This is a genomic window from Streptomyces qinglanensis (assembly GCF_900111245.1).
GTDB lineage: Bacteria > Actinomycetota > Actinomycetes > Streptomycetales > Streptomycetaceae > Streptomyces > Streptomyces qinglanensis.
On the sequence record NZ_FOGO01000011.1, the window covers coordinates 243,831 to 267,872 of the forward strand.

Consider the following 24,042-nt stretch of genomic DNA (forward strand, 5'->3'; position numbering starts at 1 on the left):
CGCGCCCCGGGGGGGCCGGACTCAGCCCTCCGCGACGACGACAGCGGAGGCGACTCCCGCGTCGTGCGAGAGGGAGACGTGCCAGCCCCGCACCCCCAGCTCGGCGGCGCAGCGCGCGACCGTACCGCGGACCCGCAGATAGGGCCGCCCCGAGTCGGCGGTGCACACCTCGGCGTCGGTCCAGCGCAGTCCGCCGGGCGCGCCCAGCGCCTTGGCCAGTGCCTCCTTCGCCGCGAACCGGGCGGCCAGCGAGGCGGTGCCGCGCCGCTCGCCGCTGGGCAACCACAGCTCGCGGTCGACGAAGATCCGGTCCGCCATGCCGGGGGTCCGCGCCAGCGAGGCGGCGAAGCGGTCGATCTCCGCGACGTCGATCCCCACTCCGATGATCATTGCTGTCCCACTTCCGCACACCCCGTCCCGGCCCTGCCGCCGTACCGCTCTGCCGACGTACCGCCCTGCCGCGGTCCTGCCGCGGTCCTGGCCGCGGCCGCGCCGCGGATCACCGACGGGGTGAGGGTACGCGCCGCGAGGGCGCGGAACGGGCTCTCCCCCGCCGGGTCACTCGCCGCGTGCCATGCGCTCTATCGCGTCCTCCATCAGTTCCAGGTACTCCGACTCCTCGCAGCGCGGCTTGCTGCCCATCACGTACAGCTCCAGCGAATCCGTCAGGTCCTCGGTCAGATCCTCGTCGGGGAGTCCGTCGGCCAGGTCGCTGTAGACATGCCCGGCGTGGCCGGTCAGCCCAGCGGCATCGGAGGTGCGGCGGAGGCGGGGGCGACGTATGCGGCTCAAGGGGTGCGACATGGGCGGAACATAGCCCCCATCGGCACACCCCGTACACCGTTTGTCCGCACACTGTCCGACCGATCCGACCGGCAGCCGCCCACACAGCACACCGACCGCCCGCGACGGCGCGCCCACCGGACCGCTCGCAGACGGCGGACAAGACGGCGGACAGCGGCGGACCGGGGTTACCGGAGGTCAGCAGCCCCGGCCGCCGGCACCCCGCAGCACCCGCGCAGAATGGCACCGTGCCCACGAAGCCCTACGTCGACCTCGGCCGCTCGGAGTGGAGCGCCCTGCACGAGCGCACCCCGCTCCCGCTGACCGCCACCGAGGTCGAGGCCCTGCGCGGCCTCGGCGACGTCATCGACCTGGACGAAGTGCGGGACATCTACCTGCCGCTGTCCCGGCTGATCAATCTGTACGTCGCGGCCACCCACGAGCTGCGCAGGTCCCTCAACGCCTTCCTCGACGACCCGCGCCGCCCCGAGCGGCCCGCTCCGCAGCGCGGCACCCCGTTCGTGATCGGCGTCGCGGGCAGTGTCGCGGTCGGCAAGTCCACCGTCTCCCGGCTGCTGCAGGCGCTGCTCTCCCGCCCCCGGCCGCCGGGCGAGGAGTCCCCGCTGCCGACGCACCCCCGCGTCGAGCGGGTCACCACGGACGGCTTCCTGCTGCCCACCGCCGAACTGGAGCGGCGCGGACTGATGTCCCGCAAGGGCTTCCCCGAGTCCTACGACCGGCGCGCCCTCACCCGCTTCGTCGCCGACGTCAAGGCGGGAAAACCGGAGGCGACAGCCCCGGTCTACTCGCACCTGCACTACGACATCGTCCCCGGGGAGCGGCTGACCGTGCGGCGGCCCGACATCCTCATCGTCGAGGGCCTCAACGTCCTCCAGCCGGCCCTGCCCGGCAAGGACGGCCGCACCCGGCTGGCCGTCGCGGACCACTTCGACTTCTCCGTCTACGTGGACGCGCGCACCTCCGACATCGAGCGCTGGTACCTGGAGCGGTTCCGGGCGCTGCGCGCGACCGCGTTCCAGGACCCGCGTTCCCACTTCCACCGGTTCACGGCCGTCTCCGAGGAGGAGGCCCTCGACTACGCGCGCACCACCTGGCGCACCGTCAACGAACACAATCTGCGGCAGAACATAGCGCCCACCCGCGGCCGGGCCACCCTCCAGCTCCACAAGGCGGCCGACCACACGGTGCAGCGCCTGTCCCTGCGCAAGCTGTGACCGCGGCGGTGCAGGCGCGGAGTCAGGCAGGGCAGGATCCGGGGCAGGCGTCGAGCCGGGGCAACCGGTGACCGTGGCAACCGGTGAGAACAGGGCGGGGCGGGACGCGTCGCCCTCCGCCCCGCCCCCCGGTCACCGTGGGTGCCCGGTCAGCCCAGCGCGCGCTTGACCACGTCCGCGAGCCGTCCGGCGACCGCACGCGCGTGCTCGATGTCCGCGGCCTCCACCATCACCCGCACCAGCGGCTCGGTCCCGGAGGGCCGCAGCAGCACCCGGCCGGTCTCCCCCAGCTCCCGCTCCGCCTCCGCGACGGCGGAGAGCAGCTCGGGCGCTGTCGCCACCCGCGCCTTGTCCACGTCCGGTACGTTCACCAGCACCTGCGGCAGCCGCTCCATCACCCCGGCCAGCTCCGCCAGCGGCCTGCCGGTGGCGGCGACGCGCGCGGCCAGCATCAGACCGGTCAGCGTGCCGTCCCCGGTGGTGGCGTGGTCGAGCACGATCACATGCCCGGACTGCTCGCCGCCGAGCGAGTACCCGCCGCGCTTCATCTCCTCCAGCACATAGCGGTCGCCGACCGCCGTCTGCAGCAGGTCGACGCCCGCCCGCTCCATGGCGAGCTTGAAGCCGAGATTGGACATCACCGTCGCGACGACGGTGTCCTTGCGGAGCTGCCCGGCCTCCTTCATGGCGAGCGCGAGGACGGCGAGGATCTGGTCGCCGTCCACCTCGTGCCCGGCCCCGTCCACAGCCAGGCACCGGTCGGCGTCGCCGTCGTGCGCCACGCCGAAGTCCGCGCCGTGCCGTACGACGGCCTCGCGCAGCCCGTCGATGTGCGTGGAGCCGCAGTCGTCGTTGATGTTCAGGCCGTCGGGGTCCGTGCCGAGGGTGACCACGTCGGCCCCGGCCCGCGCGAACGCCTCCGGTGAGACCCGCGCCGCGGCGCCGTGCGCCCCGTCGATGACGACCTTCAGCCCGTCGAGCCGGTTCGGCAGCACCCCGACCAGGTGGGCGACGTAGTTGTCGAAGCCCTCGTCGTAGTCCTTGACCCGGCCCACTCCGGCCCCGGTGGGCCGTGCCCACGGCTGGCCGGCCGCGTGCTCGCGGTGCAGGGCCTCGATCCGGTCCTCCAGCTCGTCGGCCAGCTTGTGGCCGCCGCGGGCGAAGAACTTGATGCCGTTGTCGGGCATCGGGTTGTGGCTGGCCGACAGCATCACGCCCAGGTCGGCACCGAGGGAGCCGGTCAGATAGGCCACGGCGGGCGTCGGCAGCACGCCGACCCGCAGCACGTCGACCCCCGCGCTGGCCAGCCCCGCCACGACGGCGGCCTCCAGGAACTCGCCCGAGGCCCGCGGGTCCCGGCCCACGACGGCGACCGGCCGGGAGCCCTCCCGCTCCGCCTCGGCGCCGCTCTGCGCCTCGGTGAGCACATGGGCCGCCGCGACGGACAGCCCGAGCGCCAGTTCGGCCGTCAGCCCCTCATTGGCGACGCCGCGTACGCCGTCGGTTCCGAAGAGTCGTGCCACAGTCGTTCCTCCGAGTTCTGGGGGCGTTGTGCGGGATGGTGCGGATCGTTCACCGGGCGGATCCCGGAAGGCCCGGCACACCAGGTATACGCCCCGTTGTCGGCGTGGCCGGCGTGGCCGCGCGGGCGCCGCCGTTCGCGGCGCCGGATGTCGTGCCGGGGCCGGGCCGGCGACCGGTCCGGGCCCGAACGACCGATGCCCCGTCGGCACCGAAGAGAGGTGCCGACGGGGCATCCGGAAAGCTCGCAGCAGCGAGCGCCGGGTCAGCGCTTGCTGTACTGCGTGCCCTTGCGGGCCTTCTTGAGACCGGCCTTCTTGCGCTCGACCGCACGGTCGTCACGCGTGAGGAAGCCGGCCTTCTTCAGCGGGCCGCGGTTGTTGTCCACGTCCGCCTCGTTCAGCGCACGGGCCACACCCAGGCGCAGCGCACCGGCCTGGCCGGAGATGCCGCCGCCGGAGATGCGGGCGACCACGTCGTAGCGGTCGTCCAGCTCCAGCACCTTGAAGGGCTCGTTGACTTCCTGCTGGTGCACCTTGTTGGGGAAGTAGCCCTCAAGGGTGCGACCGTTGATCTTCCACCGGCCGGAGCCCGGGATGATCCGGACGCGGGCGATGGCGTTCTTGCGGCGACCGGTGCCGGCGGCCGGCTGCGGGTCGCCGAAGCGCGAGGCGAGGGACTCGGAGGTGTACTCCTCCGGGGCCTCGGGGGTCTCGGTCGTGTACTCCTCGACGCCCTCGACGGGGGTCTCGGCGGTGGTCTCGGCCACGATTCTCCTCAGCTTCTCTTCAGTCTTAGGGGGTGGCCGGACTTACTGCGCGACCTGGCTGATCTCGAACGGCACGGGCTGCTGGGCACCGTGGGGGTGCTGGTCGCCCGCGTAGACCTTCAGCTTCGAGAGCATCTGACGGCCCAGGGAGTTCTTGGGGAGCATGCCCTTGACGGCCTTCTCCACCGCCTTCTCCGGAGTCTTCTCCAGCAGCTCGTCGTAGCGGACGGAGCGCAGACCACCCGGGTACCCGGAGTGGCGGTAGGCCATCTTCTGGGTGCGCTTGTTGCCGGAGAGGTGCACCTTGTCGGCGTTGATGATGACGACGAAGTCGCCGGTGTCGACGTGGGGCGCGTACACGGGCTTGTGCTTACCCCGCAGGAGAGTGGCGGCCTGGGAGGCCAGCCGGCCGAGGACGACGTCCTGGGCGTCGATGACGTGCCACTGGCGCTGAATGTCGCCAGGCTTGGGGCTGTACGTACGCACGGTCGTAGCCTTCGCTTCTTCAGTGATTGGGTCCTGACAGGGCCAACCAGGCAGATCACGACAGGCAAGATCGCATGCGGTGACGCATCCGCATGCTGATCGCTGGTCATCGACCGGTAGGCCGGTGTATAGACCCCCCACGTGAGAACAGGCAAGCCAATACACACAACGAACCAGCAGGATACCGACCCTCCCCCGCAAGGGTCAAAACAGCCCCCGGACGGCCTCCCGCCCAGTCCCCGGAGCGGGACCCGCGCCGGACCCACCGGCCGACCAGGCGCCGCCCCGGCCGCGCCCCCGCCGCCGCACCGTACGGCCTCCGGGCGACGGCACCGCCCCACGGCCTCACCGCTTCCGCGCCACCCGGCCCTCGTCCCACACCGGCTCCGCGGACTCCCGGACCCGGCCGTCGGCGCCGAAGACGAGACAGCGGTCGAAGGAGCGGGAGAACCAGCGGTCGTGCGTCACCGCCACCACCGTCCCCTCGAACGCCTCCAGCCCTTCCTGCAACGCCTCCGCCGACTCCAGGTCCAGGTTGTCCGTCGGCTCGTCCAGCAGCAGGGCCGTGGCCCCGGCCAGCTCCAGCAGCAGGATCTGGAAGCGCGCCTGCTGCCCGCCGGAGAGCCGCTCGAAGGGGAGCTGGGCCTGCCGCGTCAGCTCGTACCGGCGCAGCACCGACATCGCGGCGCCGCGGTCCCGGGCATGCTCCATCCACAGGATGTCCAGCAGAGTGCGGCCCTCCAGTTCGCATGAGGAGGTGCCGGCGCGCAGCGCCGCCGATGAGGGGCGGTGGCCGGGCGACGGGAGGGCATGGGTCTGCGCGAAGTGGCCCGGCACCACGCGGGCACCCAGCTTCCAGGCACCCGTGTGCGCCACGTCCCCACCGGCCAGCAACCGCAGGAAGTGCGACTTGCCCGACCCGTTGGAGCCCAGCACCGCTACCCGCTCCCCGTAGAAGACCTCCAGGTCGAAGGGGCGCATCAGGCCGGTCAGCTCCAGGCCGACGCAGGTGATCGCCCGCACCCCGGTGCGGCCGCCCCGCAGCCGCATCCGGATGTCCTGCTCGCGCGGCGGCTCCAGCGGCGGGCCCGCCTCCTCGAACTTCTGCAGCCTGGTACGGGCTGCCTGCAGCCGCGAGGCCATGTCGGAGTTGAACGCGGCCTTCTGCTTGTACATGACCACCAGCCGCTTGAGCTTCTGGTGCTCCTCGTCCCAGCGCCGCCGCAGCTCCTCGAACCGCGCGAACCGCTCCCGGCGCGCCGCGTGGTACGTCTCGAAGCCGCCTCCGTGCACCCACACGTCGCTGCCCGCGGCCCCCGGCTCCACGCTGACGATGCGGTCGGCGGCGCGGGCCAGCAGCTCGCGGTCGTGGGAGATGAACAGCACCGTCTTGGCCGTCTCGCAGAGCCGGTCCTCCAGCCACCGCTTGCCGGGGACGTCCAGGTAGTTGTCCGGCTCGTCCAGCAGCAGCACCTCGTCCGTGCCGCGCAGCAGCGACTCCAGGACGAGCCGCTTCTGCTCGCCGCCGGAGAGGGTGCGCACCTGCCGCCACTGCGCCCTCTCGTAGGGGGCGCCCAGCGCGGCGACCGTGCACACGTCCCACAGCGTCTCCGCCTCGTACCCGCGCGCCTCCGCCCAGTCGGCGAGCGCCTGCGCGTACTGCATCTGCGCCGCCTCGTCGTCGACGGTCATCACCGCGTACTCCGCGTCGTCCAGCGCCCGCGCCGCCGCCTTGATCCGCGGATGCGCCACCGAGACCAGCAGGTCCCGGACCGTGCTCTCGTCCCGGACGCTGCCCACGAACTGCGGCATCACCCCCAGCCCGCCGCTGACGGTCACCGTCCCGCCGTCCGGGGTGATCTCTCCGGCGATCAGCCGCAGCAGCGTCGTCTTGCCCGCACCGTTCGCCCCCACCAGCGCCACCGAGGAGCCCTCGCCCACGCGCAGCGACGCATCGTCGAAGAGCGCTCTCCCGTCGGGCAGCAGGAAATCCAGGTGCGCGACTTCGACATGTCCCATGAACCCGATTGTCACGGTCCGACGACGCCCGATCCAAGCGAATATCACGCGCAATAGGATGCGGTCATGAGCTTTGGGCAGGGGGGACCTCCGTGGGGTTCCCAAGGCGGACCCGACGGGCACTGGGGCGGCGGCCCCGGCGATCAGAACTCCGGGCACCTCGGCGGATCGGCCCCCGACTGGGCGGCACTCGCGGAGCAGGCCGAGCGCAGCCGCACCCGGCGGCGGCGCTGGCTGATGGCGGGCGGCGGAGCCCTGGCCACCGCTGCCGTGGCGGGCATCGTCGCGGTGGCCGTCGTCAACGAGAACGGCTCGCAGGCCGCCGACAAGCCCTCGGACAGTCTGCCGCCCTCCTCCAGCGTCCCGCCGGACGACAAGGACCCGCAGCCGACGTTCAAGGACGAGCCGCCGCCCCCGGCACCGCCGCGGGACTTCATCTCGGACGCCTCCCGGGACAAGGCCCCGCTGAGCGCCAAGACGCTCTACCCCACCCGCCGCGTCACCATCAACGACCATCCCTACAAGCTGACCAAGACCGACTCCAGCAAGAACTGCGCGGCGGCCGCGCACGCGGGGCTGGGCCCGGTGCTGACCCGCAACAACTGCACCGCCCTCTTCCGCGCCACCTACACCCACGACGGCATCGCCGTCACCGTGGGGATCGCCGTCTTCAAGGACGCCGCCACCGCCGAGAAGGTCAAGAAGCAGTACCAGCCCAACCTGGTCGCCCTCCCCGGCGGCGGCGTCCCCGACTTCTGCCGTACGGTCACCTGCCGCACCACGGCCAACTCGCTGGGCCGGTACGCGTACTTCACCATCGCCGGCCGCACCGACGGCCAAGCCTCCGGAGCGGACGACAAGAAGGCCCAGCAGGCCGCCCTCGACGGCTCCAACTACGCCTACGCGCGAGTCCTCAAACGCGGCAAGGACCAGTCGGCCGCCGCGGCGAAGTCCCCGGAGCCGGAGAAGTCCCCCGGATCGGACTAGTCACCGGAGCCCCCCGCCGCACCGTCAGCAGCAGCCCGCGGCGGCGCCGCGGCCCGGCAGCGGGGGGAGGGTGCGCTTGTTGCGGGAGGCCAGATTGCGGGCCGCCAGCTCCGAGTCCGCCGGGTAGCCGACCTCCTCCAGAGTGAGCCCGTGCGGGCGCACCACATGAACGGCGGAGTCCCGCACGCCCGCGGCCAGCACCTGCGCGGGCCACTCGGGGGGACGGTGGCCGTCGCCCACGAAGAGCATGGCGCCCACCAGGGCGCGCACCATGTTGTGGCAGAACGCGTCGGCCCGCACGGTCGCCTCCAGCACCCCGTCCGGGCGGCGGACCCACGCCAGTTCCTGAAGCGTGCGGATGGTCGTCGCGCCCTCGCGCTTCTTGCAGTACGCCGCGAAGTCGTGCTCCCCCAGCAGCCCGCGGGCCGCCTCGTTCATGGCGTCCAGGTCCAGCGGCCAGTTGTGCCAGAGCACATGGCCGCGCAGCAGCGGATCGGCGCCCCCGGGATGGTCGGTGACCCGGTAGGCGTAGCGCCGCCAGACGGCCGAGAACCGGGCGTCGAAGTGCGGCGGCGCCTCGCCGACGCCGCGGACCCGGACGTCCATCGGGAGCCGGCCCGCCAGCCGGCGCAGCAACTGCGTGCCGTGCTCGGCCCACACCTCGGCGGGCAGGTCGACGTGCGCGACCTGCCCTCTGGCGTGCACGCCCGCGTCGGTGCGCCCGGCGACGGTCAGCTCCGGGGTCTCGTCCCGCCGCAGGACGACCCGCAGCGCGTCCTCGATCTCGCCCTGGACCGTGCGCCGGCCGTGCTGCCGGGCCCATCCGGAGAACTCACGTCCGTCGTAGGACACATCCAGCCGCACTCGCACCAGGTCGTTCGTCACGGCCCGATCCTCTCATCCGGCCCGGGCCGGATACGACGAGTGGGCCCGCCCCCCGGCAGGGGAACGGGCCCACTCGTACGTCAGCCGTGCGGTGCTCAGGCGTCCTTGGACTCGCCCTCGGCGTCGGCCGACTCCTTCTTCATGTCGGCGACGGCCTCGTCACCGGCGGCGTCCTTGGCGGAGCGCTTGGTCGCGGCCTCGGCCTCGCCCACCGCGGCCTGCTGCACGGTCAGCGGCTCCACCAGCTCGATGACCGCCATCGGGGCGTTGTCGCCGCGACGGGGGCCGATCTTGGTGATGCGGGTGTAGCCACCGGGACGGTTCTCGTACCGGGGACCGATCTCGGTGAAGAGCGTGTGGACGACGCTCTTGTCCAGGACGGTGCGCATGACCTGGCGACGGTTGTGCAGGTCGCCCTTCTTGGCCTTGGTGATCAGGCGCTCGGCGACCGGACGCAGGCGGCGGGCCTTCGCCTCGGTCGTCGTGATGCGGCCGTGCTCGAACAGCGCGGTCGCCAGGTTGCCCAGCATCGCCTTCTGGTGCGCGGCGCTGCCGCCCAGACGGGGACCCTTGGAGGGCTTCGGCATGGTGTCTCTCCTTCGTTGTCACTGCACCGGCCGTGTCAGGCACCGGAGGCAGTCCCGGCCGTACGAGGTACCGGGGAGGGTTCACGGGGGCTCCGGACGGAGCCCCCGCCGGTCAGCAGTCGCTCAGTACTGCTCGGTCTCGACGAACCCGGCGTCCGCGTCGTCGTCGGCGCCGAAGGCGTCGGCGGCGGCGGTCGGGTCGAATCCGGGCGGGCTGTCCTTGAGGGCCAGGCCCATCCCGGCCAGCTTCGCCTTGACCTCGTCGATGGACTTGGCACCGAAGTTACGGATGTCCAGCAGGTCGGCCTCGGAGCGGGCCACCAGCTCGCCCACCGAGTGGATGCCCTCGCGCTTGAGGCAGTTGTAGGAGCGGACCGTCAGCTCCAGCTCCTCGATCGGCAGCGCCAGGTCGGCCGCGAGCGCGGCGTCCGTCGGCGACGGGCCCATGTCGATGCCCTCGGCGTCGACGTTGAGCTCGCGGGCCAGGCCGAACAGCTCGACCAGCGTCTTGCCCGCGGACGCCATGGCGTCGCGGGGCCGCATGGCCTGCTTGGTCTCGACGTCGACGATCAGCTTGTCGAAGTCGGTGCGCTGCTCGACTCGGGTCGCCTCGACCTTGTAGGTGACCTTGAGGACGGGCGAGTAGATGGAGTCGACCGGGATCCGGCCGATCTCCTGGCCCACCTGCTTGTTCTGCACGGCGGAGACGTAGCCGCGGCCGCGCTCGACGGTCAGCTCCATCTCCAGCTTGCCCTTGCCGTTCAGCGTGGCGAGGACCAGGTCCGGGTTGTGCACCTCGACACCGGCCGGCGGCGCGATGTCCGCGGCGGTGACCAGGCCCGGGCCCTGCTTGCGCAGGTACATCACGACCGGCTCGTCGTGCTCGGAGGAGACGACGAGGGACTTGATGTTGAGGATGAGGTCGGTGACGTCCTCCTTGACGCCCGGCACGGTCGAGAACTCGTGCAGGACACCGTCGATCCGGATGCTGGTCACGGCAGCACCGGGGATCGAGGAGAGGAGCGTACGACGCAGGGAGTTACCGAGGGTGTAGCCGAAGCCCGGCTCCAGCGGCTCGATCACGAACCGGGAGCGGAACTCGTCGACGACCTCTTCGGTCAGGGAAGGGCGCTGAGCGATCAGCATGAGATGTTTTCCTCCAGTTTTCGGCAACCGCTATTTGATGCCGGTACTGCAAGGGTACGGGCGGTCCGGCCGAAACCGGCCGGAACCGCCCCGCACCCGTGTGAGCGAGCCCGGAGGACCCGGGCACGCTCGACGATCAGCCGCCTCGGCTACTTCGAGTACAGCTCGACGATGAGCTGCTCCTGCACCTGGGTGTCGATCACCTGGCGCTCGGGCATCGAGTGGACGAGGATCCGCATCTTCGCCGGAATGGACTCCAGCCACGCCGGAACGGTCTTCTCGCCGGCCTCCGCAGCCGCCACCTGGAAGGGGGTGAGGTTACGGGAGGACGGACGGACCTCGACGATGTCGTTGACGGAGACCCGCGCCGAGGGGATGTCGGTCTTGCGACCGTTCAGCGCGATGTGGCCGTGCTTGACGAGCTGGCGGGCGTGGTCGCGGGACTTGGCGAAGCCGGCCCGGTACACGACATTGTCCAGACGGGTCTCGAGAATCCGCAGCAGGTTCTCACCCGTCTTGCCCTGCTGTCGGTTGGCCTCGTTGAAGTACCCGCGGAACTGCTTCTCCAGCACGCCGTAGATACGGGCGGCCTTCTGCTTCTCGCGCTTCTGCAGCAGGTACTCGGAGTCCTTGGTGCGCCCGCGCCCGTGCTCACCCGGGGGGTAAGGACGGATCTCGATCGGGCACTTCGCGCTCTCGCACTTCGCTCCCTTGAGGAAGAGCTTCTGCTTCTCCCGACGGCAACGCTTGCAGTCGGCCCCGGTGTAACGCGCCATGTGTGGTGATCTCCTACTTCAGTTCTCAGACCCGGCGACGCTTCGGCGGGCGGCAGCCGTTGTGCGGGGTGGGGGTGACGTCCTGGATCGAGCCGACCTCGAGGCCGGTGGCCTGGAGGGAGCGGATCGCAGTCTCACGGCCGGAGCCGGGACCCTTGACGAAGACGTCCACCTTCCGCATGCCGTGCTCCTGCGCGCGGCGCGCCGCGTTCTCGGCGGCCATCTGCGCGGCGAACGGCGTCGACTTGCGCGAGCCCTTGAAGCCGACGTGGCCGGCGGAAGCCCAGGAGATCACGTTGCCGGTCGGGTCGGTGATCGAAACGATGGTGTTGTTGAACGTGCTCTTGATGTGAGCGTGCCCGTGGGCAACGTTCTTCTTCTCCTTGCGGCGCACCTTCTTGGCGCCGGCCGTACGGCCCTTCGGAGGCATATAGAGATAACTCCCGTGAGGTGGTCGGTCCTACTACGCGGACCGCTTGCAGCGTGTCCGGTGCGGACTACTTCTTGCCCGGCTTCTTCTTGCCGGCGATGGCGCGACGCGGGCCCTTACGGGTGCGGGCGTTGGTCTTCGTGCGCTGACCGTGGACCGGGAGACCGCGCCGGTGGCGCAGGCCCTCGTAGCAGCCGATCTCCACCTTGCGGCGGATGTCGGCCTGGATCTCACGGCGGAGGTCACCCTCGACCTGGAGGTTGTTGTCCACGTATTCGCGGAGCTTGACCATCTCCTCCTCGTCCAGGTCCCGGACGCGGGTGTCCGGGCTGACCCCGGTCTCGCGCAGGGTCTGCTGGGCAAGGGTGCGGCCGATGCCGAAGACGTAGGTGAGGGCGACCTCGACGCGCTTCTCGCGCGGGAGGTCGACGCCAGCGAGGCGTGCCATGGATGTGGCTCCTGATGATTTCGTCGGAGGTCTGAAGCAGTCCCACTCCCGTCCTCTGGAGGACAGGTCCCCGGCCTCCGACCGGGGGTGTCGACACCGCGTGCGATGCCGGGTCCTGCTCATGCAACTGTTGCTCGCGTCGCGCGAAGGAACTGCGAAAGGCAGGTCGTCTAGTCAGCCCTGGCGCTGCTTGTGGCGCAGGTTGTCACAAATGACCATGACCCGCCCGTGGCGGCGGATCACCTTGCACTTGTCGCAGATCTTCTTGACGCTCGGCTTGACCTTCATGGTGTGAGGTTCTCCGGGTCTGGCCTTCTCCCCACGGGAGCGGGGAAGCCGGCACGATCTGTCGATCTACTTGTAGCGGTAGACGATCCGTCCGCGCGTCAGGTCGTAGGGAGACAGCTCCACCACGACCCGGTCGTCGGGAAGGATACGGATGTAGTGCATCCGCATCTTGCCGCTGATGTGCGCGAGGACCTGGTGCCCGTTCTGGAGCTCAACCTTGAACATCGCGTTCGGGAGAGACTCGACGACGGTGCCCTCGATCTCGATGGCCCCTTGTTTTTTGGCCATGCTTGAGCGCTTCACCTTCCGGGATCGGCTACCTGGGAGGCCCTGGCTCTCCGAGTGGCAAACGGGTACACCTGGGCCGACGAGCCAGTCTACGACACCGCTCCCGAATAGACGAATCGGGGAGTCTCCCCGCGGCGCGGGCAGCTTAATCCGCCGAGCGCCGATCCGGGGCGATTCACCCGGACGGTCCCGGCTGGTTCCGGGGCCGGGGCCCGCGACGGAGAGCCGGGCCCGCCGGGAAGGGAACCGGGCCCGCCGGGAAGGGAAGGGGCCGGACCGCGCAGCGGGGGCGGTCCGGCGCAGCACCGGCCGGGCGCTCAGCCCAGCGGGTCCGGCGCGGCCTCGATCCCGAGCTCGGCCAGCTTGGCGCGGCCGCCGTCCGGCGCCGTCAGCACCAGCGGCCCCTGCTCGGTGAGGGCGATCGAGTGCTCCCAGTGGGAGGACCAGGTGCCGTCGTTCGTCTTGACCGTCCAGTCGTCCGACAGCACATGCGTACGGGCTGTGCCCAGGCTCACCATCGGCTCGATGGCCAGGCACATCCCGGGCACCAGCTTCGGTCCCCGGCCGCGGCGCCGCTCGACGTAGTTCAGCAGGTGCGGGTCCATGTGCATCTGCGAGCCGATCCCGTGGCCGCCGTAGTCCTCGATGATCCCGTACTTGCCGCTCGCCGGGCGCGGCTGCCGCCGGATGTAGCTCTCGATCGCCTTGGAGATGTCGACCAGCCGGTTGCCCTTGCGCATCGCGGCGATCCCGGCCCACATCGACTCCTCGGTCACCCGGCTGAGCTCGCGCAGCTCCGCCGAGTGGCCCTCGCCGACGAAGACGGTCAGCGCGGCGTCCCCGTGCCAGCCGTCGATGATCGCGCCCGCGTCGATGGACAGCAGGTCACCGGCCTTGAGAACGGTCTCCTTGCTGGGGATGCCGTGCACCACGACCTCGTTCACCGAGGTGCAGATGTTCCCGGGGAAGCCGCCGTACCCGAGGAAGTTCGGCTTCGCACCGTGGTCGGCCAGCACCTTCGCCGCGACCTCGTCCAGGTCCTTCGTGGTCGCACCCGGCACCGCGGCCTCGGCACACGCCCGGTGCATGGCCGCGACGACCAGCCCCGCCTCGCGCATCTTCGCGATCTGCTCCGGGGTCTTGATCTCGACCATGCCGACGTCCGCCTTCCCTGGCCGACGGCTCCCGCCGCCGGCTGCTGCTGCCTGTACGAAAACTGCCCCCACAAGTCTGCCAGCCCCGGTCCGGAGGCGGGAACGCCGTCCCCGGCCACCGCCCCCCCCGGCCCGGCGCCACCGGGCCGCCCCCGTCCGTCCCGGGTCCGCGGCCGCATGGGCGCCGCCTCCGTCGCGGCCGGCAGACCGGTCGCGTCCGCGGACCGCGACGAACCGACCGCCGTCCCGGAGGGGCCGCCGCGGACCGCCGGGCGACCGGAGACAGCCGACGGGGCCGGACCCCTGGTCCGGCCCCGTCGCAACGGCCGATGCGGAAGCGCGGCACGCGCGCCCCGGGCTCCCGGGCGCCGCTCTCGGGCGCCCGGCCCTGCTACTCCGCGGAGATCGCCTGCATCGCGCGCTCCGTCACCTCGCTGACCGCACCCAGCGCAGAGATCGTGGTCACGAGCCCCTGCGTCTTGTAGTGGTCGATGATCGGCTCGGTCTCGCTGTGGTAGACCTCGAGCCGCTTGCGCACGGTCTCCTCGCGGTCGTCCTCGCGCTGGTAGAGCTCACCGCCGCAGACGTCGCAGACGCCCTCGGTCTTGGCGGGGCTGTACTCGACGTGGAAGACGTGGCTGCTGTCGCTGCGGCAGATCCGCCGACCGGCGATCCGCTTGACGACCTCGTCCTCGGGGACCTCCAGGTCGAGGACCGCGTCCAGCTTCAGACCGGTCTCGTCCAGGTAGCCGTCCAGTGCCTGGGCCTGGGCGATGTTCCGCGGGAAGCCGTCGAGCAGGAAGCCGCCGGCGGCGTCCTCCTCCTCCATGCGCCCCTTGGCCATCCCGATGGTGACCTCGTCGGGGACCAACTGGCCGGCCCGCATGTACTCCTGCGCCTTCTGCCCGAGCGGAGTGCCCTGGCTGATGTTGGCGCGGAAGAGGTCGCCGGTGGCGATGTGCGGGATCGCGAGGTTCTTGGCGAGGAACGCGGCCTGCGTCCCCTTGCCTGCACCAGGCGGCCCGACCAGGACGATACGCATCAGCGGAGGAACCCTTCGTAATGGCGCTGCTGAAGCTGGCTCTCGATCTGCTTCACGGTCTCGAGACCGACGCCCACGATGATCAGGATGCTCGTTCCGCCGAACGGGAAGTTCTGGTTGGCGTTGAACATGATCAGCGCGACGGTCGGCACCAGTGCGATCAGACCCAGGTACAGAGAGCCGGGCCACGTGATCCGGTTCAGCACGTAGCTCAGGTACTCCGCGGTGGGACGACCAGCCCGGATTCCCGGGATGAAGCCACCATACTTCTTCATGTTGTCGGCAACTTCTTCGGGGTTGAAGGAGATGGCGACGTAGAAGAAGGCGAAGAAGACGATCAGCAGGAAGTAGGTCGCGATGTAAAGCGGGTGGTCACCCTTCACGAAGTGCGCCTGGATCCACTGCGCCCAGCCCGCCTGGGATCCGCTGAACTGCACGATCAGCGCGGGAATGTAGAGCAGCGACGAGCCGAAGATGACGGGAATCACACCGGCCTGGTTGACCTTCAGCGGAATGTAGGTCGAGGTCCCGCCGTAGCTCCGCCGGCCGATCATGCGCTTCGCGTACTGCACCGGAATACGGCGCTGGGCCTGCTCGACGAAGACCACCAGGGCGACCATCGCCAGGCCGCAGAGGATGACCGCACCGAACTCGATCCAGCCGTCCGCCAGCTTGCCCTGCTTCTTGATGGCCCACAGCGCGCCGGGGAAACCGGCCGCGATGGAGACGAACATCAGGATCGACATGCCGTTGCCGATACCGCGGTCGGTGATCAGCTCGCCCAGCCACATGATCAGACCGGTACCCGCGGTCATCGTGATGACCATCACGATGGTGCTGAAGATCGACTGGTCGGGGATGATCTGGCTGGCGACGCTGCAGCTCTGGAAGAGACTGCCGCTGCGCGCGGTGGCGACCAGACCGGTGGCCTGGAGGATGGCGAGCGCAACGGTCAGATAACGGGTGTACTGCGTGATCTTCGCCTGTCCGGCCTGCCCCTCCTTCTTCAGAGCCTCCAGCCGGGGGATGACCACCACCAGCAACTGCAGGATGATGCTCGCCGTGATGTACGGCATGATCCCGAGCGCGAAGATGGTGATCTGCAGCAGCGCGCCACCGCTGAACATGTTGACCAGGCCGAAGAGGCCCTGCGCGCCCTTGGCCTCGTCCATACAGGCTTGGACGTTCTCGTAGCTGACGCCCGGCACCGGAACGTGCGCTCCGATTCGGAAGAGCACCATGATGCCGAGCGTGAAGAGCAGCTTCTTGCGCAGGTCGGGCGTCTGGAACGCCCGGGCGAACGCGGTGAGCACGGTGCCTCCTGCGCCCCCCGCGATCTACTGGCGCGAGAGGTGACGGTCTTGAGGATCGACAGTTATCAACGTGGTGCCACCTTACCGGCCAGTGCACCACCGAGAAACGACCAGCTACGCAAACAACCAGCCGGGGATGTCCCGTTGGGACATCCCCGGCCTGTCGTTCACCTGGTCAACGAACTCAGAGGAGTTCGGTGACGGTGCCGCCGGCGGCGGTGATCTTCTCCTTGGCGGAGCCGGAGACCTTGTCGACGGTCACCGTCAGCGCCACCGAGATGTCGCCGTCACCGAGCACCTTGACCAGCTCGTTCTTGCGCACAGCGCCCTTGGCGACCAGGTCGGCCACCGTGACCTCGCCACCCTGCGGGTAGAGCGCGGCCAGCTTCTCCAGGTTCACCACCTGGAACTGCTTGTGGGCGGGGTTGTTGAAGCCCTTGAGCTTGGGCAGCCGCATGACCAGCGGCATCTGCCCACCCTCGAAGCGCTCCGGAACCTGGTACCGGGCCTTGGTGCCCTTGGTGCCACGGCCCGCGGTCTTGCCCTTGGACGCCTCACCACGACCCACGCGGGTCTTGGCGGTCTTGGCGCCCGGGGCCGGACGGAGGTTGTGCACCTTCAGCGGGTTCTCGGAGTCAGCCATCTCAGTCGACCTCCTCGACCGTCACGAGGTGGCGCACGGTGTGCACCTGCCCGCGAACGACGTCGCTGGCCTCGCGGACGGCCACATCGTTGACGCGCTTGAGACCCAGGGTCCGCAGCGTGTCACGGTGGTTCTGCTTGGTCCCGATGACGGAACGCGTCTGCGTGATCTTCAGGCGAGCCATTACGCGCTCACCCCTGCACGCGCCCGCAGCAGAGCGGCGGGTGCCACGTCCTCCAGCGGCAGGCCGCGACGGGCCGCGATCTCCTCCGGGCGCTGCAGCCCGCGGAGCGCACCCACCGTGGCGTGCACGATGTTGATCGGGTTCGACGAGCCGAGCGACTTGCTGAGCACGTCGTGGATGCCCGCGCACTCCAGCACGGCACGCACCGGGCCACCGGCGATCACACCGGTACCGGGCGAAGCCGGCTTGAGCAGCACGACACCCGCGGACTCCTCACCCTGGATCGGGTGCGGAATGGTGCCCTGGATGCGGGGGACCTTGAAGAAGTGCTTCTTGGCCTCCTCCACACCCTTGGCGATGGCGGCCGGCACCTCCTTGGCCTTGCCGTATCCGACACCCACGGTGCCGTCACCGTCGCCCACCACGACCAGCGCGGTGAAGCTGAAGCGACGACCACCCTTCACAACCTTGGCGACACGGTTGATCGCGACAACGCGCTCAACGTACGCAGTCTTCTCGGCGGCGGCGCCGCCGTCCCGGCCCTTACGGTCCCGCCGGTCGCCGCCACCGGCGCCGCCACCGCGGCGCTGGGGTCCAGCCATTGGAATTACCTCTCTCGATTAACGTCCGCTTGCAGGACCGTGCTCAGAACTTGAGCCCGGCCTCGCGGGCGGCGTCGGCCAGAGCGGCAATCCGCCCTGCGTACTTGTTGCCACCGCGGTCGAACACGACAGCCTCGACACCCGCGGCCTTCGCACGCTCGGCGACCAGTGCGCCGACCTGCTGGGCCTGGGCGCTCTTGTCGCCCTCGCCACCGCGGACCGAACCGTCCAGGTGCGACGCCGAGGCCAGCGTGTGGCCCGCGAGGTCGTCGATCACCTGTGCGGTGATCCCGCGGTTGGTGCGGGTCACCACCAGACGGGGGCGCTCGGGCGTGCCCGAGACCTTCTTCCGGATGCGGATGTGCCGGCGCTTGGCAGCGGAACGCTTGTAGGCGTCGCCCTTGGCGATCTTCACGCCGTATGCCATGGCTTACTTACCAGCCTTTCCGACCTTGCGGCGGATGACCTCGCCCGCGTACTTCACGCCCTTGGCCTTGTAGGGGTCGGGCTTGCGCAGCTTGCGGATCTTCGCGGAGACCTCGCCGACCCGCTGCTTGTCGATGCCCTCGACCGTGAACTTGGTCGGGGACTCGACCTTGAAGGAGATCCCCTCGGGGGCCTCCACCAGGATCGGGTGGCTGTAGCCCAGCGAGAACTCCAGGTCGGAGCCCTTGGCCTGGACCCGGTAGCCGACACCGCTGATCTCGAGGTCCTTGCTGAACCCGTTGGTCACGCCAGTGATCATGTTCGCCACCAGCGTGCGGGACAGGCCATGCAGGGCCCTGTTCCGGCTCTCGTCGTTCGGACGGGTGACGACGAGCGCGCCGTCCTCGCCCTTGGCGATCTCGATGGGCGCGGCAACGGTGTGCGAGAGGGAGCCCTTGGGGCCCTTCACCGCGACCGTCTGGCCATCGATGGTGACGTCCACACCGGCGGGAACCTGGATGGGGAGCTTGCCGATACGCGACATTGCTTTACCTCCGTTCCCTTCCGTTACCAGACGTAGGCGAGGACTTCCCCACCCACGCCCTTCTTCTGAGCCTGCTTGTCGGTCAGCAGACCGTGCGACGTGGAGATGATCGCCACGCCCAGGCCGCCGAGCACCTTCGGCAGGTTGGTGGACTTTGCGTAGACCCGCAGACCCGGCTTGGAGATCCGCTTGATACCGGCGATCGAGCGCTCGCGGTTCGGGCCGAACTTCAGCTCGAGAACGAGGTTCTTGCCGACCTTGGCGTCCTCGGTCTTCCAGCCGGTGATGTAACCCTCCTGCTGGAGGATCTCCGCGATGTGCGACTTGATCTTGCTGTGCGGCATCTCGACGGCGTCGTGGTACGCCGAGTTCGCGTTCCGCAGACGCGTCAGCATGTCTGCGATGGGATCGGTCATGGTCATGTGATGGCCTTCGGCCTCTCTCGCCGGGGTTTCCCTGTCTGCGTCGTCCCTCTCCCCGTCCGCCGGCCTTGCGGCCGACGACGGGACGGGTGCGTCGCGGGGGACCTACGGCGTAGTAAGCGACTTTTCAGCTTACCGAGAGTCCTGGCCCGCCCGTCGCCCGACCGCCCCTGCGGGGCGCCTTTCGGGCGACAGAATGGGCGGGATTACCAGGAGCTCTTGGTCACGCCCGGCAGCTCGCCACGGTGCGCCATCTGGCGGAGGCACACGCGGCACAGGCCGAACTTGCGGTAGACGGAGTGCGGACGGCCGCAACGCTGGCAGCGCGTGTAGGCACGCACCGCGAACTTGGGCTTGCGGCCGGCCTTGGAGATCAGGGCCTTCTTCGCCATGGTCAGTTCTCCTTGAACGGGAAGCCGAGGTGACGAAGCAGGGCGCGGCCCTCGTCGTCGGTGGTCGCCGTGGTGACCACGGTGATGTCCATGCCCCGGACCCGGTCGATCTTGTCCTGGTCGATCTCGTGGAACATGACCTGCTCCGTGAGACCGAAGGTGTAGTTGCCCCTGCCGTCGAACTGCTTGGGCGACAGTCCGCGGAAGTCGCGGATGCGCGGCAGCGCGAGGGACAGCAGGCGGTCCAGGAACTCCCACATCCGGTCGCCGCGCAGCGTCACGTGGGCGCCGATCGGCTGGCCCTCACGCAGCTTGAACTGCGCGATGGACTTCCGGGCCTTGGTGACGGCGGGCTTCTGGCCGGTGATCGTGGCGAGGTCCTTGATGGCACCCTCGATCAGCTTGGAGTCGCGGGCGGCGTCGCCCACACCCATGTTGACCACGATCTTGGTCAGCCCGGGGATCCGCATGACGTTGTCGTAGGCGAACTCGTCCTGCAGCTTGCCCTGGATCTCGGCGCGGTAGCGCTGCTTGAGGCGGGGGGCCTCAGAGGTGGTGGCAGTCATCAGATGTCCTCACCGGTCCGCTTGGCAACGCGGATCTTGTTGCCTTCGTCGTCGAAGCGGTACCCGACGCGGGTCACGACCTTCTTGCCGTCCGCTTCCACGATCAGCTGAACGTTGCTGACGTGGATCGGGGCCTCGGTCGTCACGATGCCGCCGGTCTTCGAACCGCGGGCCGTCTGACCGGCCTTGGTGTGCTTCTTGACCCGGTTGACACCCTCGACCAGGACGCGGTCCTCGCGGGGGTAGGCCACGATGACCTTGCCCTGCTTGCCCTTGTCCTTGCCGGTGATGACCTGAACCAGGTCGCCCTTCTTGATCCTCATGGTCACAGCACCTCCGGCGCGAGCGAGATGATCTTCATGAACTTCTTCTCGCGCAGCTCACGACCGACCGGGCCGAAGATGCGGGTACCGCGAGGGTCGCCGTCGTTCTTGAGAATGACGGCGGCGTTCTCGTCGAACCGGATGTACGAGCCGTCGGGGCGGCGGCGCTCCTTGACGGTGCGCACGATGACAGCCTTGACGATGTCGCCCTTCTTCACGTTCCCGCCCGGGATCGCGTCCTTGACGGTAGCGACGACGACGTCACCGATGCCCGCGTAGCGCCGGCCCGAACCGCCGAGCACACGGATGGTGAGAATCTCCTTCGCACCCGTGTTGTCGGCGACGCGAAGCCGGGACTCCTGCTGGATCACGTCTATCTCCTGTATGTCTGCCGGTTCCCGGCAGGGATCTCGCGATCCCTGCCGAGCCTGGCGGAACGAACCTGCGGGGGTACCCCCTCAGGCAGCTTCTCCGGGACTCCCCAGAAGGGAGGTCCTACTTGGCCTTCTCGAGGATCTCGACGATGCGCCAGCGCTTGGTGGCGGACAGCGGCCGGGTCTCCATCAGGAGGACGCGGTCGCCGACACCGGCAGCGTTCTGCTCGTCGTGCGCCTTGAGCTTGTTGGTACGGCGGATGACCTTGCCGTACAGGGCGTGCGTGACGCGGTCCTCGACGGCGACGACGACGGTCTTGTCCATCTTGTCGCTGACGACAAGACCCTGCCGGGTCTTGCGGAAGCCGCGCTCCTGCTGTGTCTCAGTCACATTCGTCTCGCTCATCAGGCGCTCTCCACCGTCTCGATGCCCAGCTCGCGCTCACGCATCAGGGTGTAGATCCGGGCGATGTCCTTGCGGACGGCCTTGAGCCGGCCGTGGTTCTCGAGCTGCCCGGTCGCCGCCTGGAAGCGGAGGTTGAACAGCTCTTCCTTGGCTTCGCGGAGCTTGGAGACAAGCTCCTCGTCGCCCAGCTCGCGCAGCTCGGACGCCTTGGTTCCGGCCGCCATCACGCGTCACCTGCCTCGCGCCGCACGATGCGGCACTTCATCGGAAGCTTGTGAGCAGCGCGGGTGAGCGCCTCACGAGCAATCTTCTCGTTCGGGTAGGACAGCTCGAACATCACGCGCCCCGGCTTGACGTTCGCGATCCACCACTCGGGCGAACCCTTACCGGAACCCATGCGGGTCTCGGCGGGCTTCTTGGTCAGCGGGCGGTCGGGGTAGATGTTGATCCACACCTTGCCGCCACGCTTGATGTGACGAGTCATGGAGATACGAGCGGCCTCGATCTGCCGGTTCGTCACGTAGGCACCGGTCACAGCCTGGATGCCGTACTCACCGAACGCGACCTCGGTACCGCCCTTGGCCATACCCGTGCGCTTCGGGTGGTGCTGCTTGCGGTGCTTGACCCTGCGCGGGATCAGCATGGGTCAGCTCTCCTTTCCTGAAGCGCTCGGCTCGGCAGCGGCACCGGCCGGCGCGGACTCCGTCTTGGGAGCCTCGGCCGAACCCTGGCCCTGCTGCGGCTTGCGACCGCGACGCTCGCCGCCCCGACCACGGGGACGGTCGTTGCCACCGCCGCGCGACGGGCGGTTGCCCGCGCGGGCCGCGGCGTTCTCGGCGCGCACCTCGGAGATGTTCTTGACATCGCCCTTGTAGATCCACACCTTCACACCGATGCGGCCGAAGGTCGTACGGGCCTCGAAGAAGCCGTAGTCGACGTTGGCGCGCAGCGTGTGCAGCGGGACCCGGCCCTCGCGGTAGAACTCCGAGCGCGACATCTCGGCACCGCCGAGACGGCCGCCGCACTGGATCTTGATGCCCTTGGCACCGGCCTTCATCGCCGTCTGCATGCTCTTGCGCATGGCGCGGCGGAAGGAGACCCGGGAGGAGAGCTGCTCGGCGACCGCCTGGGCGACGAGCTGCGCGTCCGTCTCGGGGTTCTTCACCTCGAGGATGTTGAACTGGATCTGCTTGCCGGTGAGCTTCTCCAGGTTGCCGCGCAGCCGGTCCGCCTCGGCGCCGCGGCGGCCGATGACGATGCCCGGACGGGCGGTGTGGACGTCGACGCGGACGCGGTCACGCGTGCGCTCGATCTCCACCTTGGAGATGCCCGCCCGCTCCATGCCCTGAGTGAGCATGCGGCGGATCGAGACGTCTTCCTTGACGTAGTCCTTGTAGAGCTTGTCGGCATACCAGCGCGACTTGAAGTCGGTGGTGACGCCGAGCCGGAACCCGTGCGGGTTTACCTTCTGGCCCATTACCGGGTTCCTTCCTTGCTGCTCACGACCACGGTGATGTGGCTCGTCCGCTTACGGATCCGGTAGGCGCGGCCCTGGGCGCGCGGCCGGAACCGCTTCAGGGTCGGGCCCTCGTCGACGTACGCCTCGGAGATGTAGAGGCTGTCGGCGTCGGTGTGGTCGTAGTTGTGCGCGGCGTTGGCGATGGCGCTGTCCAGCACCTTGCCGACCGGCACGCTCGCGGCCTGCGGGGCGAAACGCAGGACCGCCTGAGCCTCCGTGGCGTCCATGCCACGAACAAGGTCCACCACCCGGCGGGCCTTCATGGGCGTGACGCGCACGTAGCGCGCTGAGGCCCTGGCTTCCATGGTTGTCCCTTCGGTGTCAGTCATAGTCTTCGCACCCAGCCGTTCAGCGACGACGCGACTTGCGGTCGTCCTTCACGTGGCCGCGGAAGGTGCGGGTCGGCGCGAACTCGCCGAGCTTGTGGCCGACCATCGACTCGGTGACGAACACCGGGACGTGCTTGCGGCCGTCGTGCACCGCGATCGTGTGGCCCAGCATGGCCGGGACGATCATCGAGCGGCGAGACCAGGTCTTGATGACGTTCTTGGTGCCCGCGTCGTTCTGGCCGTCCACCTTCTTGGCGAGGTGGTCGTCGACGAAGGGCCCCTTCTTGAGACTGCGCGGCATCTAAACCCGCCTCCTAGCGCTTCTTGTTCGTCTTGCGGCGGCGGACGATGTACTTGTTGCTGGCCTTCTTCGGCGAGCGCGTACGCCCCTCCTTCTGACCCCACGGCGAAACCGGGTGGCGGCCACCGGAGGTACGACCCTCACCACCACCGTGCGGGTGGTCGATCGGGTTCATGACCACACCGCGGACGGTCGGGCGGACGCCCTTCCAGCGCATGCGGCCGGCCTTGCCCCAGTTGATGTTCGACTGCTCGGCGTTGCCGACCTCGCCGACGGTGGCGCGGCAGCGGACGTCGACCAGCCGGATCTCACCGGACGGCATACGCAGGTGGGCCATCCGGCCCTCCTTCGCCAGCAGCTGCACCGAGGCACCGGCCGAGCGGGCGAACTTGGCGCCGCCGCCCGGCTGCAGCTCGATCGCGTGGATCGTCGTACCCACGGGGATGAAGCGCAGCGGCAGGTTGTTGCCCGGCTTGATGTCGGCGCCCTGGCCGTTCTCGATGCGGTCGCCCTGCTGGATGCCGCGCGGGGCGAGGATGTAGCGCTTCTCGCCGTCCGCGTAGTGCAGCAGCGCGATGCGCGCGGTGCGGTTCGGGTCGTACTCGATGTGCGCGACCTTCGCCGGCACGCCGTCCTTGTCGTGCCGACGGAAGTCGATCACGCGGTAGGCGCGCTTGTGGCCACCACCCTGGTGGCGCGCAGTCACACGACCGGCGTTGTTACGGCCGCCCTTGCTGTGCAGCGGGCGGACCAGCGACTTCTCCGGCGTGGACCGCGTGATCTCGACGAAGTCGGCGACGGATGAGCCGCGACGGCCCGGAGTCGTCGGCTTGTACTTGCGGATACCCATTTCT

The 24,042-nt window shown here is 69.5% G+C and carries 36 protein-coding genes; 2 read left to right on the forward strand and 34 right to left on the reverse strand.

Annotation, left to right across the window (positions count from 1 at the left end):
• Positions 1-21: 21 nt before the first annotated feature.
• Both BMX65_RS22645 and BMX65_RS22650 read right to left on the reverse strand, forming a co-directional pair.
• Complete coding sequence (locus BMX65_RS22645) at positions 22-390, reverse strand: holo-ACP synthase (RefSeq protein WP_075002184.1); 369 nt, start codon at positions 388-390, stop codon at positions 22-24.
• Positions 391-558: 168 nt separating this feature from the next.
• Positions 559-804, reverse strand: coding sequence for a hypothetical protein (locus tag BMX65_RS22650; RefSeq protein ID WP_075002185.1), 246 nt, complete (start codon positions 802-804; stop codon positions 559-561).
• 227 nt (positions 805-1,031) lie between these two features.
• Here BMX65_RS22650 and coaA point away from each other — a divergent pair, with 227 nt between their 5' ends.
• Positions 1,032-2,018, forward strand: coding sequence for a type I pantothenate kinase (gene coaA / locus BMX65_RS22655; RefSeq protein WP_075002186.1), 987 nt, complete (start codon positions 1,032-1,034; stop codon positions 2,016-2,018).
• A gap of 149 nt (positions 2,019-2,167) precedes the next feature.
• Here the strand turns inward: coaA and glmM are convergent, their stop codons facing one another.
• From glmM to BMX65_RS22675, 4 genes are all read right to left on the reverse strand, one after another.
• Positions 2,168-3,541: a phosphoglucosamine mutase gene (gene glmM / locus BMX65_RS22660; protein WP_075002187.1), complete on the reverse strand. Its 1,374-nt coding sequence runs from the start codon at positions 3,539-3,541 to the stop codon at positions 2,168-2,170.
• Positions 3,542-3,804: 263 nt separating this feature from the next.
• Entirely contained in the window at positions 3,805-4,308 is a 504-nt protein-coding gene (gene rpsI / locus BMX65_RS22665; protein WP_019354921.1) for a 30S ribosomal protein S9, read from the reverse strand.
• Positions 4,309-4,350: 42 nt separating this feature from the next.
• Positions 4,351-4,794: a 50S ribosomal protein L13 gene (gene rplM, locus BMX65_RS22670; RefSeq protein WP_075002188.1), complete on the reverse strand. Its 444-nt coding sequence runs from the start codon at positions 4,792-4,794 to the stop codon at positions 4,351-4,353.
• 345 nt (positions 4,795-5,139) lie between these two features.
• Positions 5,140-6,813, reverse strand: coding sequence for an ABC-F family ATP-binding cassette domain-containing protein (locus BMX65_RS22675; protein WP_075002189.1), 1,674 nt, complete (start codon positions 6,811-6,813; stop codon positions 5,140-5,142).
• 66 nt (positions 6,814-6,879) lie between these two features.
• Here BMX65_RS22675 and BMX65_RS22680 point away from each other — a divergent pair, with 66 nt between their 5' ends.
• Complete coding sequence (locus tag BMX65_RS22680; protein ID WP_177214328.1) at positions 6,880-7,800, forward strand: hypothetical protein; 921 nt, start codon at positions 6,880-6,882, stop codon at positions 7,798-7,800.
• Between the two features lie 24 nt (positions 7,801-7,824).
• Here BMX65_RS22680 and truA read toward each other — a convergent pair whose 3' ends face one another.
• The 28 genes from truA to rplB all read right to left on the reverse strand — a co-directional run bounded on the left by truA (position 7,825) and on the right by rplB (position 24,038).
• Positions 7,825-8,685, reverse strand: coding sequence for a tRNA pseudouridine(38-40) synthase TruA (truA, locus tag BMX65_RS22685; protein ID WP_075002190.1), 861 nt, complete (start codon positions 8,683-8,685; stop codon positions 7,825-7,827).
• Between the two features lie 95 nt (positions 8,686-8,780).
• Positions 8,781-9,272, reverse strand: coding sequence for a 50S ribosomal protein L17 (rplQ, locus tag BMX65_RS22690; RefSeq protein WP_019354926.1), 492 nt, complete (start codon positions 9,270-9,272; stop codon positions 8,781-8,783).
• 123 nt (positions 9,273-9,395) lie between these two features.
• Entirely contained in the window at positions 9,396-10,418 is a 1,023-nt protein-coding gene (locus BMX65_RS22695; RefSeq protein ID WP_019354927.1) for a DNA-directed RNA polymerase subunit alpha, read from the reverse strand.
• Between the two features lie 149 nt (positions 10,419-10,567).
• A complete protein-coding gene (gene rpsD / locus BMX65_RS22700) occupies positions 10,568-11,194 on the reverse strand; it encodes a 30S ribosomal protein S4 (RefSeq protein WP_019354928.1) in 627 nt (208 codons plus the stop codon).
• Between the two features lie 25 nt (positions 11,195-11,219).
• Positions 11,220-11,624 (reverse strand): 30S ribosomal protein S11, encoded by a 405-nt coding sequence (gene rpsK / locus BMX65_RS22705; protein WP_016473404.1) that lies wholly within the window; start codon positions 11,622-11,624, stop codon positions 11,220-11,222.
• Positions 11,625-11,691: 67 nt separating this feature from the next.
• The gene (gene rpsM, locus BMX65_RS22710; protein ID WP_019354929.1) at positions 11,692-12,072 is read right to left on the reverse strand and encodes a 30S ribosomal protein S13; all 381 of its coding nucleotides are present in this window, start codon (positions 12,070-12,072) and stop codon (positions 11,692-11,694) included.
• 174 nt (positions 12,073-12,246) lie between these two features.
• Entirely contained in the window at positions 12,247-12,360 is a 114-nt protein-coding gene (gene rpmJ / locus BMX65_RS22715; RefSeq protein WP_003956441.1) for a 50S ribosomal protein L36, read from the reverse strand.
• A gap of 66 nt (positions 12,361-12,426) precedes the next feature.
• A complete protein-coding gene (gene infA / locus BMX65_RS22720; RefSeq protein ID WP_003948620.1) occupies positions 12,427-12,648 on the reverse strand; it encodes a translation initiation factor IF-1 in 222 nt (73 codons plus the stop codon).
• A gap of 317 nt (positions 12,649-12,965) precedes the next feature.
• Positions 12,966-13,802 (reverse strand): type I methionyl aminopeptidase, encoded by an 837-nt coding sequence (gene map / locus BMX65_RS22725; protein ID WP_075002191.1) that lies wholly within the window; start codon positions 13,800-13,802, stop codon positions 12,966-12,968.
• A gap of 391 nt (positions 13,803-14,193) precedes the next feature.
• Complete coding sequence (locus BMX65_RS22730; protein WP_075002192.1) at positions 14,194-14,844, reverse strand: adenylate kinase; 651 nt, start codon at positions 14,842-14,844, stop codon at positions 14,194-14,196.
• Complete coding sequence (secY, locus tag BMX65_RS22735; protein ID WP_075002193.1) at positions 14,844-16,157, reverse strand: preprotein translocase subunit SecY; 1,314 nt, start codon at positions 16,155-16,157, stop codon at positions 14,844-14,846. Before secY ends, BMX65_RS22730 begins: the two co-directional genes overlap by 1 nt.
• A 184-nt stretch (positions 16,158-16,341) precedes the next feature.
• Complete coding sequence (gene rplO / locus BMX65_RS22740) at positions 16,342-16,800, reverse strand: 50S ribosomal protein L15 (protein ID WP_075002194.1); 459 nt, start codon at positions 16,798-16,800, stop codon at positions 16,342-16,344.
• A gap of 1 nt (position 16,801) precedes the next feature.
• The gene (rpmD, locus tag BMX65_RS22745) at positions 16,802-16,984 is read right to left on the reverse strand and encodes a 50S ribosomal protein L30 (protein WP_019354934.1); all 183 of its coding nucleotides are present in this window, start codon (positions 16,982-16,984) and stop codon (positions 16,802-16,804) included.
• On the reverse strand, positions 16,984-17,586 hold the full coding sequence (rpsE, locus tag BMX65_RS22750) for a 30S ribosomal protein S5 (RefSeq protein WP_075002195.1): 603 nt from the start codon (positions 17,584-17,586) through the stop codon (positions 16,984-16,986). Before rpsE ends, rpmD begins: the two co-directional genes overlap by 1 nt.
• A gap of 43 nt (positions 17,587-17,629) precedes the next feature.
• Positions 17,630-18,013, reverse strand: coding sequence for a 50S ribosomal protein L18 (rplR, locus tag BMX65_RS22755; protein WP_075002196.1), 384 nt, complete (start codon positions 18,011-18,013; stop codon positions 17,630-17,632).
• Positions 18,014-18,016: 3 nt separating this feature from the next.
• A complete protein-coding gene (gene rplF / locus BMX65_RS22760) occupies positions 18,017-18,556 on the reverse strand; it encodes a 50S ribosomal protein L6 (protein ID WP_019354937.1) in 540 nt (179 codons plus the stop codon).
• Between the two features lie 23 nt (positions 18,557-18,579).
• Positions 18,580-18,978, reverse strand: a complete 399-nt coding sequence (gene rpsH, locus BMX65_RS22765; RefSeq protein WP_019354938.1) for a 30S ribosomal protein S8 — start codon at positions 18,976-18,978, stop codon at positions 18,580-18,582.
• Between the two features lie 206 nt (positions 18,979-19,184).
• Positions 19,185-19,370, reverse strand: a complete 186-nt coding sequence (locus BMX65_RS22775; RefSeq protein ID WP_019354939.1) for a type Z 30S ribosomal protein S14 — start codon at positions 19,368-19,370, stop codon at positions 19,185-19,187.
• Between the two features lie 2 nt (positions 19,371-19,372).
• Positions 19,373-19,936, reverse strand: a complete 564-nt coding sequence (gene rplE / locus BMX65_RS22780; protein WP_019354940.1) for a 50S ribosomal protein L5 — start codon at positions 19,934-19,936, stop codon at positions 19,373-19,375.
• A complete protein-coding gene (gene rplX, locus BMX65_RS22785) occupies positions 19,936-20,259 on the reverse strand; it encodes a 50S ribosomal protein L24 (protein WP_026004359.1) in 324 nt (107 codons plus the stop codon). The genes rplE and rplX overlap by 1 nt, the downstream gene beginning before the upstream one ends.
• Positions 20,260-20,261: 2 nt before the next feature.
• Positions 20,262-20,630 carry a 50S ribosomal protein L14 gene (gene rplN, locus BMX65_RS22790; RefSeq protein WP_019354942.1) on the reverse strand — a complete coding sequence of 123 codons (369 nt, stop codon included), beginning with the start codon at positions 20,628-20,630 and terminating at the stop codon, positions 20,262-20,264.
• Between the two features lie 124 nt (positions 20,631-20,754).
• Complete coding sequence (gene rpsQ / locus BMX65_RS22795; RefSeq protein WP_019354943.1) at positions 20,755-21,039, reverse strand: 30S ribosomal protein S17; 285 nt, start codon at positions 21,037-21,039, stop codon at positions 20,755-20,757.
• Positions 21,039-21,263: a 50S ribosomal protein L29 gene (gene rpmC / locus BMX65_RS22800; protein WP_016473420.1), complete on the reverse strand. Its 225-nt coding sequence runs from the start codon at positions 21,261-21,263 to the stop codon at positions 21,039-21,041. Before rpmC ends, rpsQ begins: the two co-directional genes overlap by 1 nt.
• On the reverse strand, positions 21,263-21,682 hold the full coding sequence (gene rplP / locus BMX65_RS22805; RefSeq protein ID WP_019354945.1) for a 50S ribosomal protein L16: 420 nt from the start codon (positions 21,680-21,682) through the stop codon (positions 21,263-21,265). The genes rpmC and rplP overlap by 1 nt, the downstream gene beginning before the upstream one ends.
• A 3-nt stretch (positions 21,683-21,685) precedes the next feature.
• Positions 21,686-22,516 (reverse strand): 30S ribosomal protein S3, encoded by an 831-nt coding sequence (gene rpsC, locus BMX65_RS22810; protein ID WP_075002197.1) that lies wholly within the window; start codon positions 22,514-22,516, stop codon positions 21,686-21,688.
• Positions 22,516-22,863, reverse strand: coding sequence for a 50S ribosomal protein L22 (gene rplV, locus BMX65_RS22815; RefSeq protein WP_075002198.1), 348 nt, complete (start codon positions 22,861-22,863; stop codon positions 22,516-22,518). Before rplV ends, rpsC begins: the two co-directional genes overlap by 1 nt.
• A gap of 43 nt (positions 22,864-22,906) precedes the next feature.
• Positions 22,907-23,188 (reverse strand): 30S ribosomal protein S19, encoded by a 282-nt coding sequence (gene rpsS, locus BMX65_RS22820; RefSeq protein WP_019354948.1) that lies wholly within the window; start codon positions 23,186-23,188, stop codon positions 22,907-22,909.
• A 13-nt stretch (positions 23,189-23,201) separates the two neighbouring features.
• Positions 23,202-24,038: a 50S ribosomal protein L2 gene (rplB, locus tag BMX65_RS22825; RefSeq protein WP_075002199.1), complete on the reverse strand. Its 837-nt coding sequence runs from the start codon at positions 24,036-24,038 to the stop codon at positions 23,202-23,204.
• Positions 24,039-24,042 lie beyond the last annotated feature (4 nt).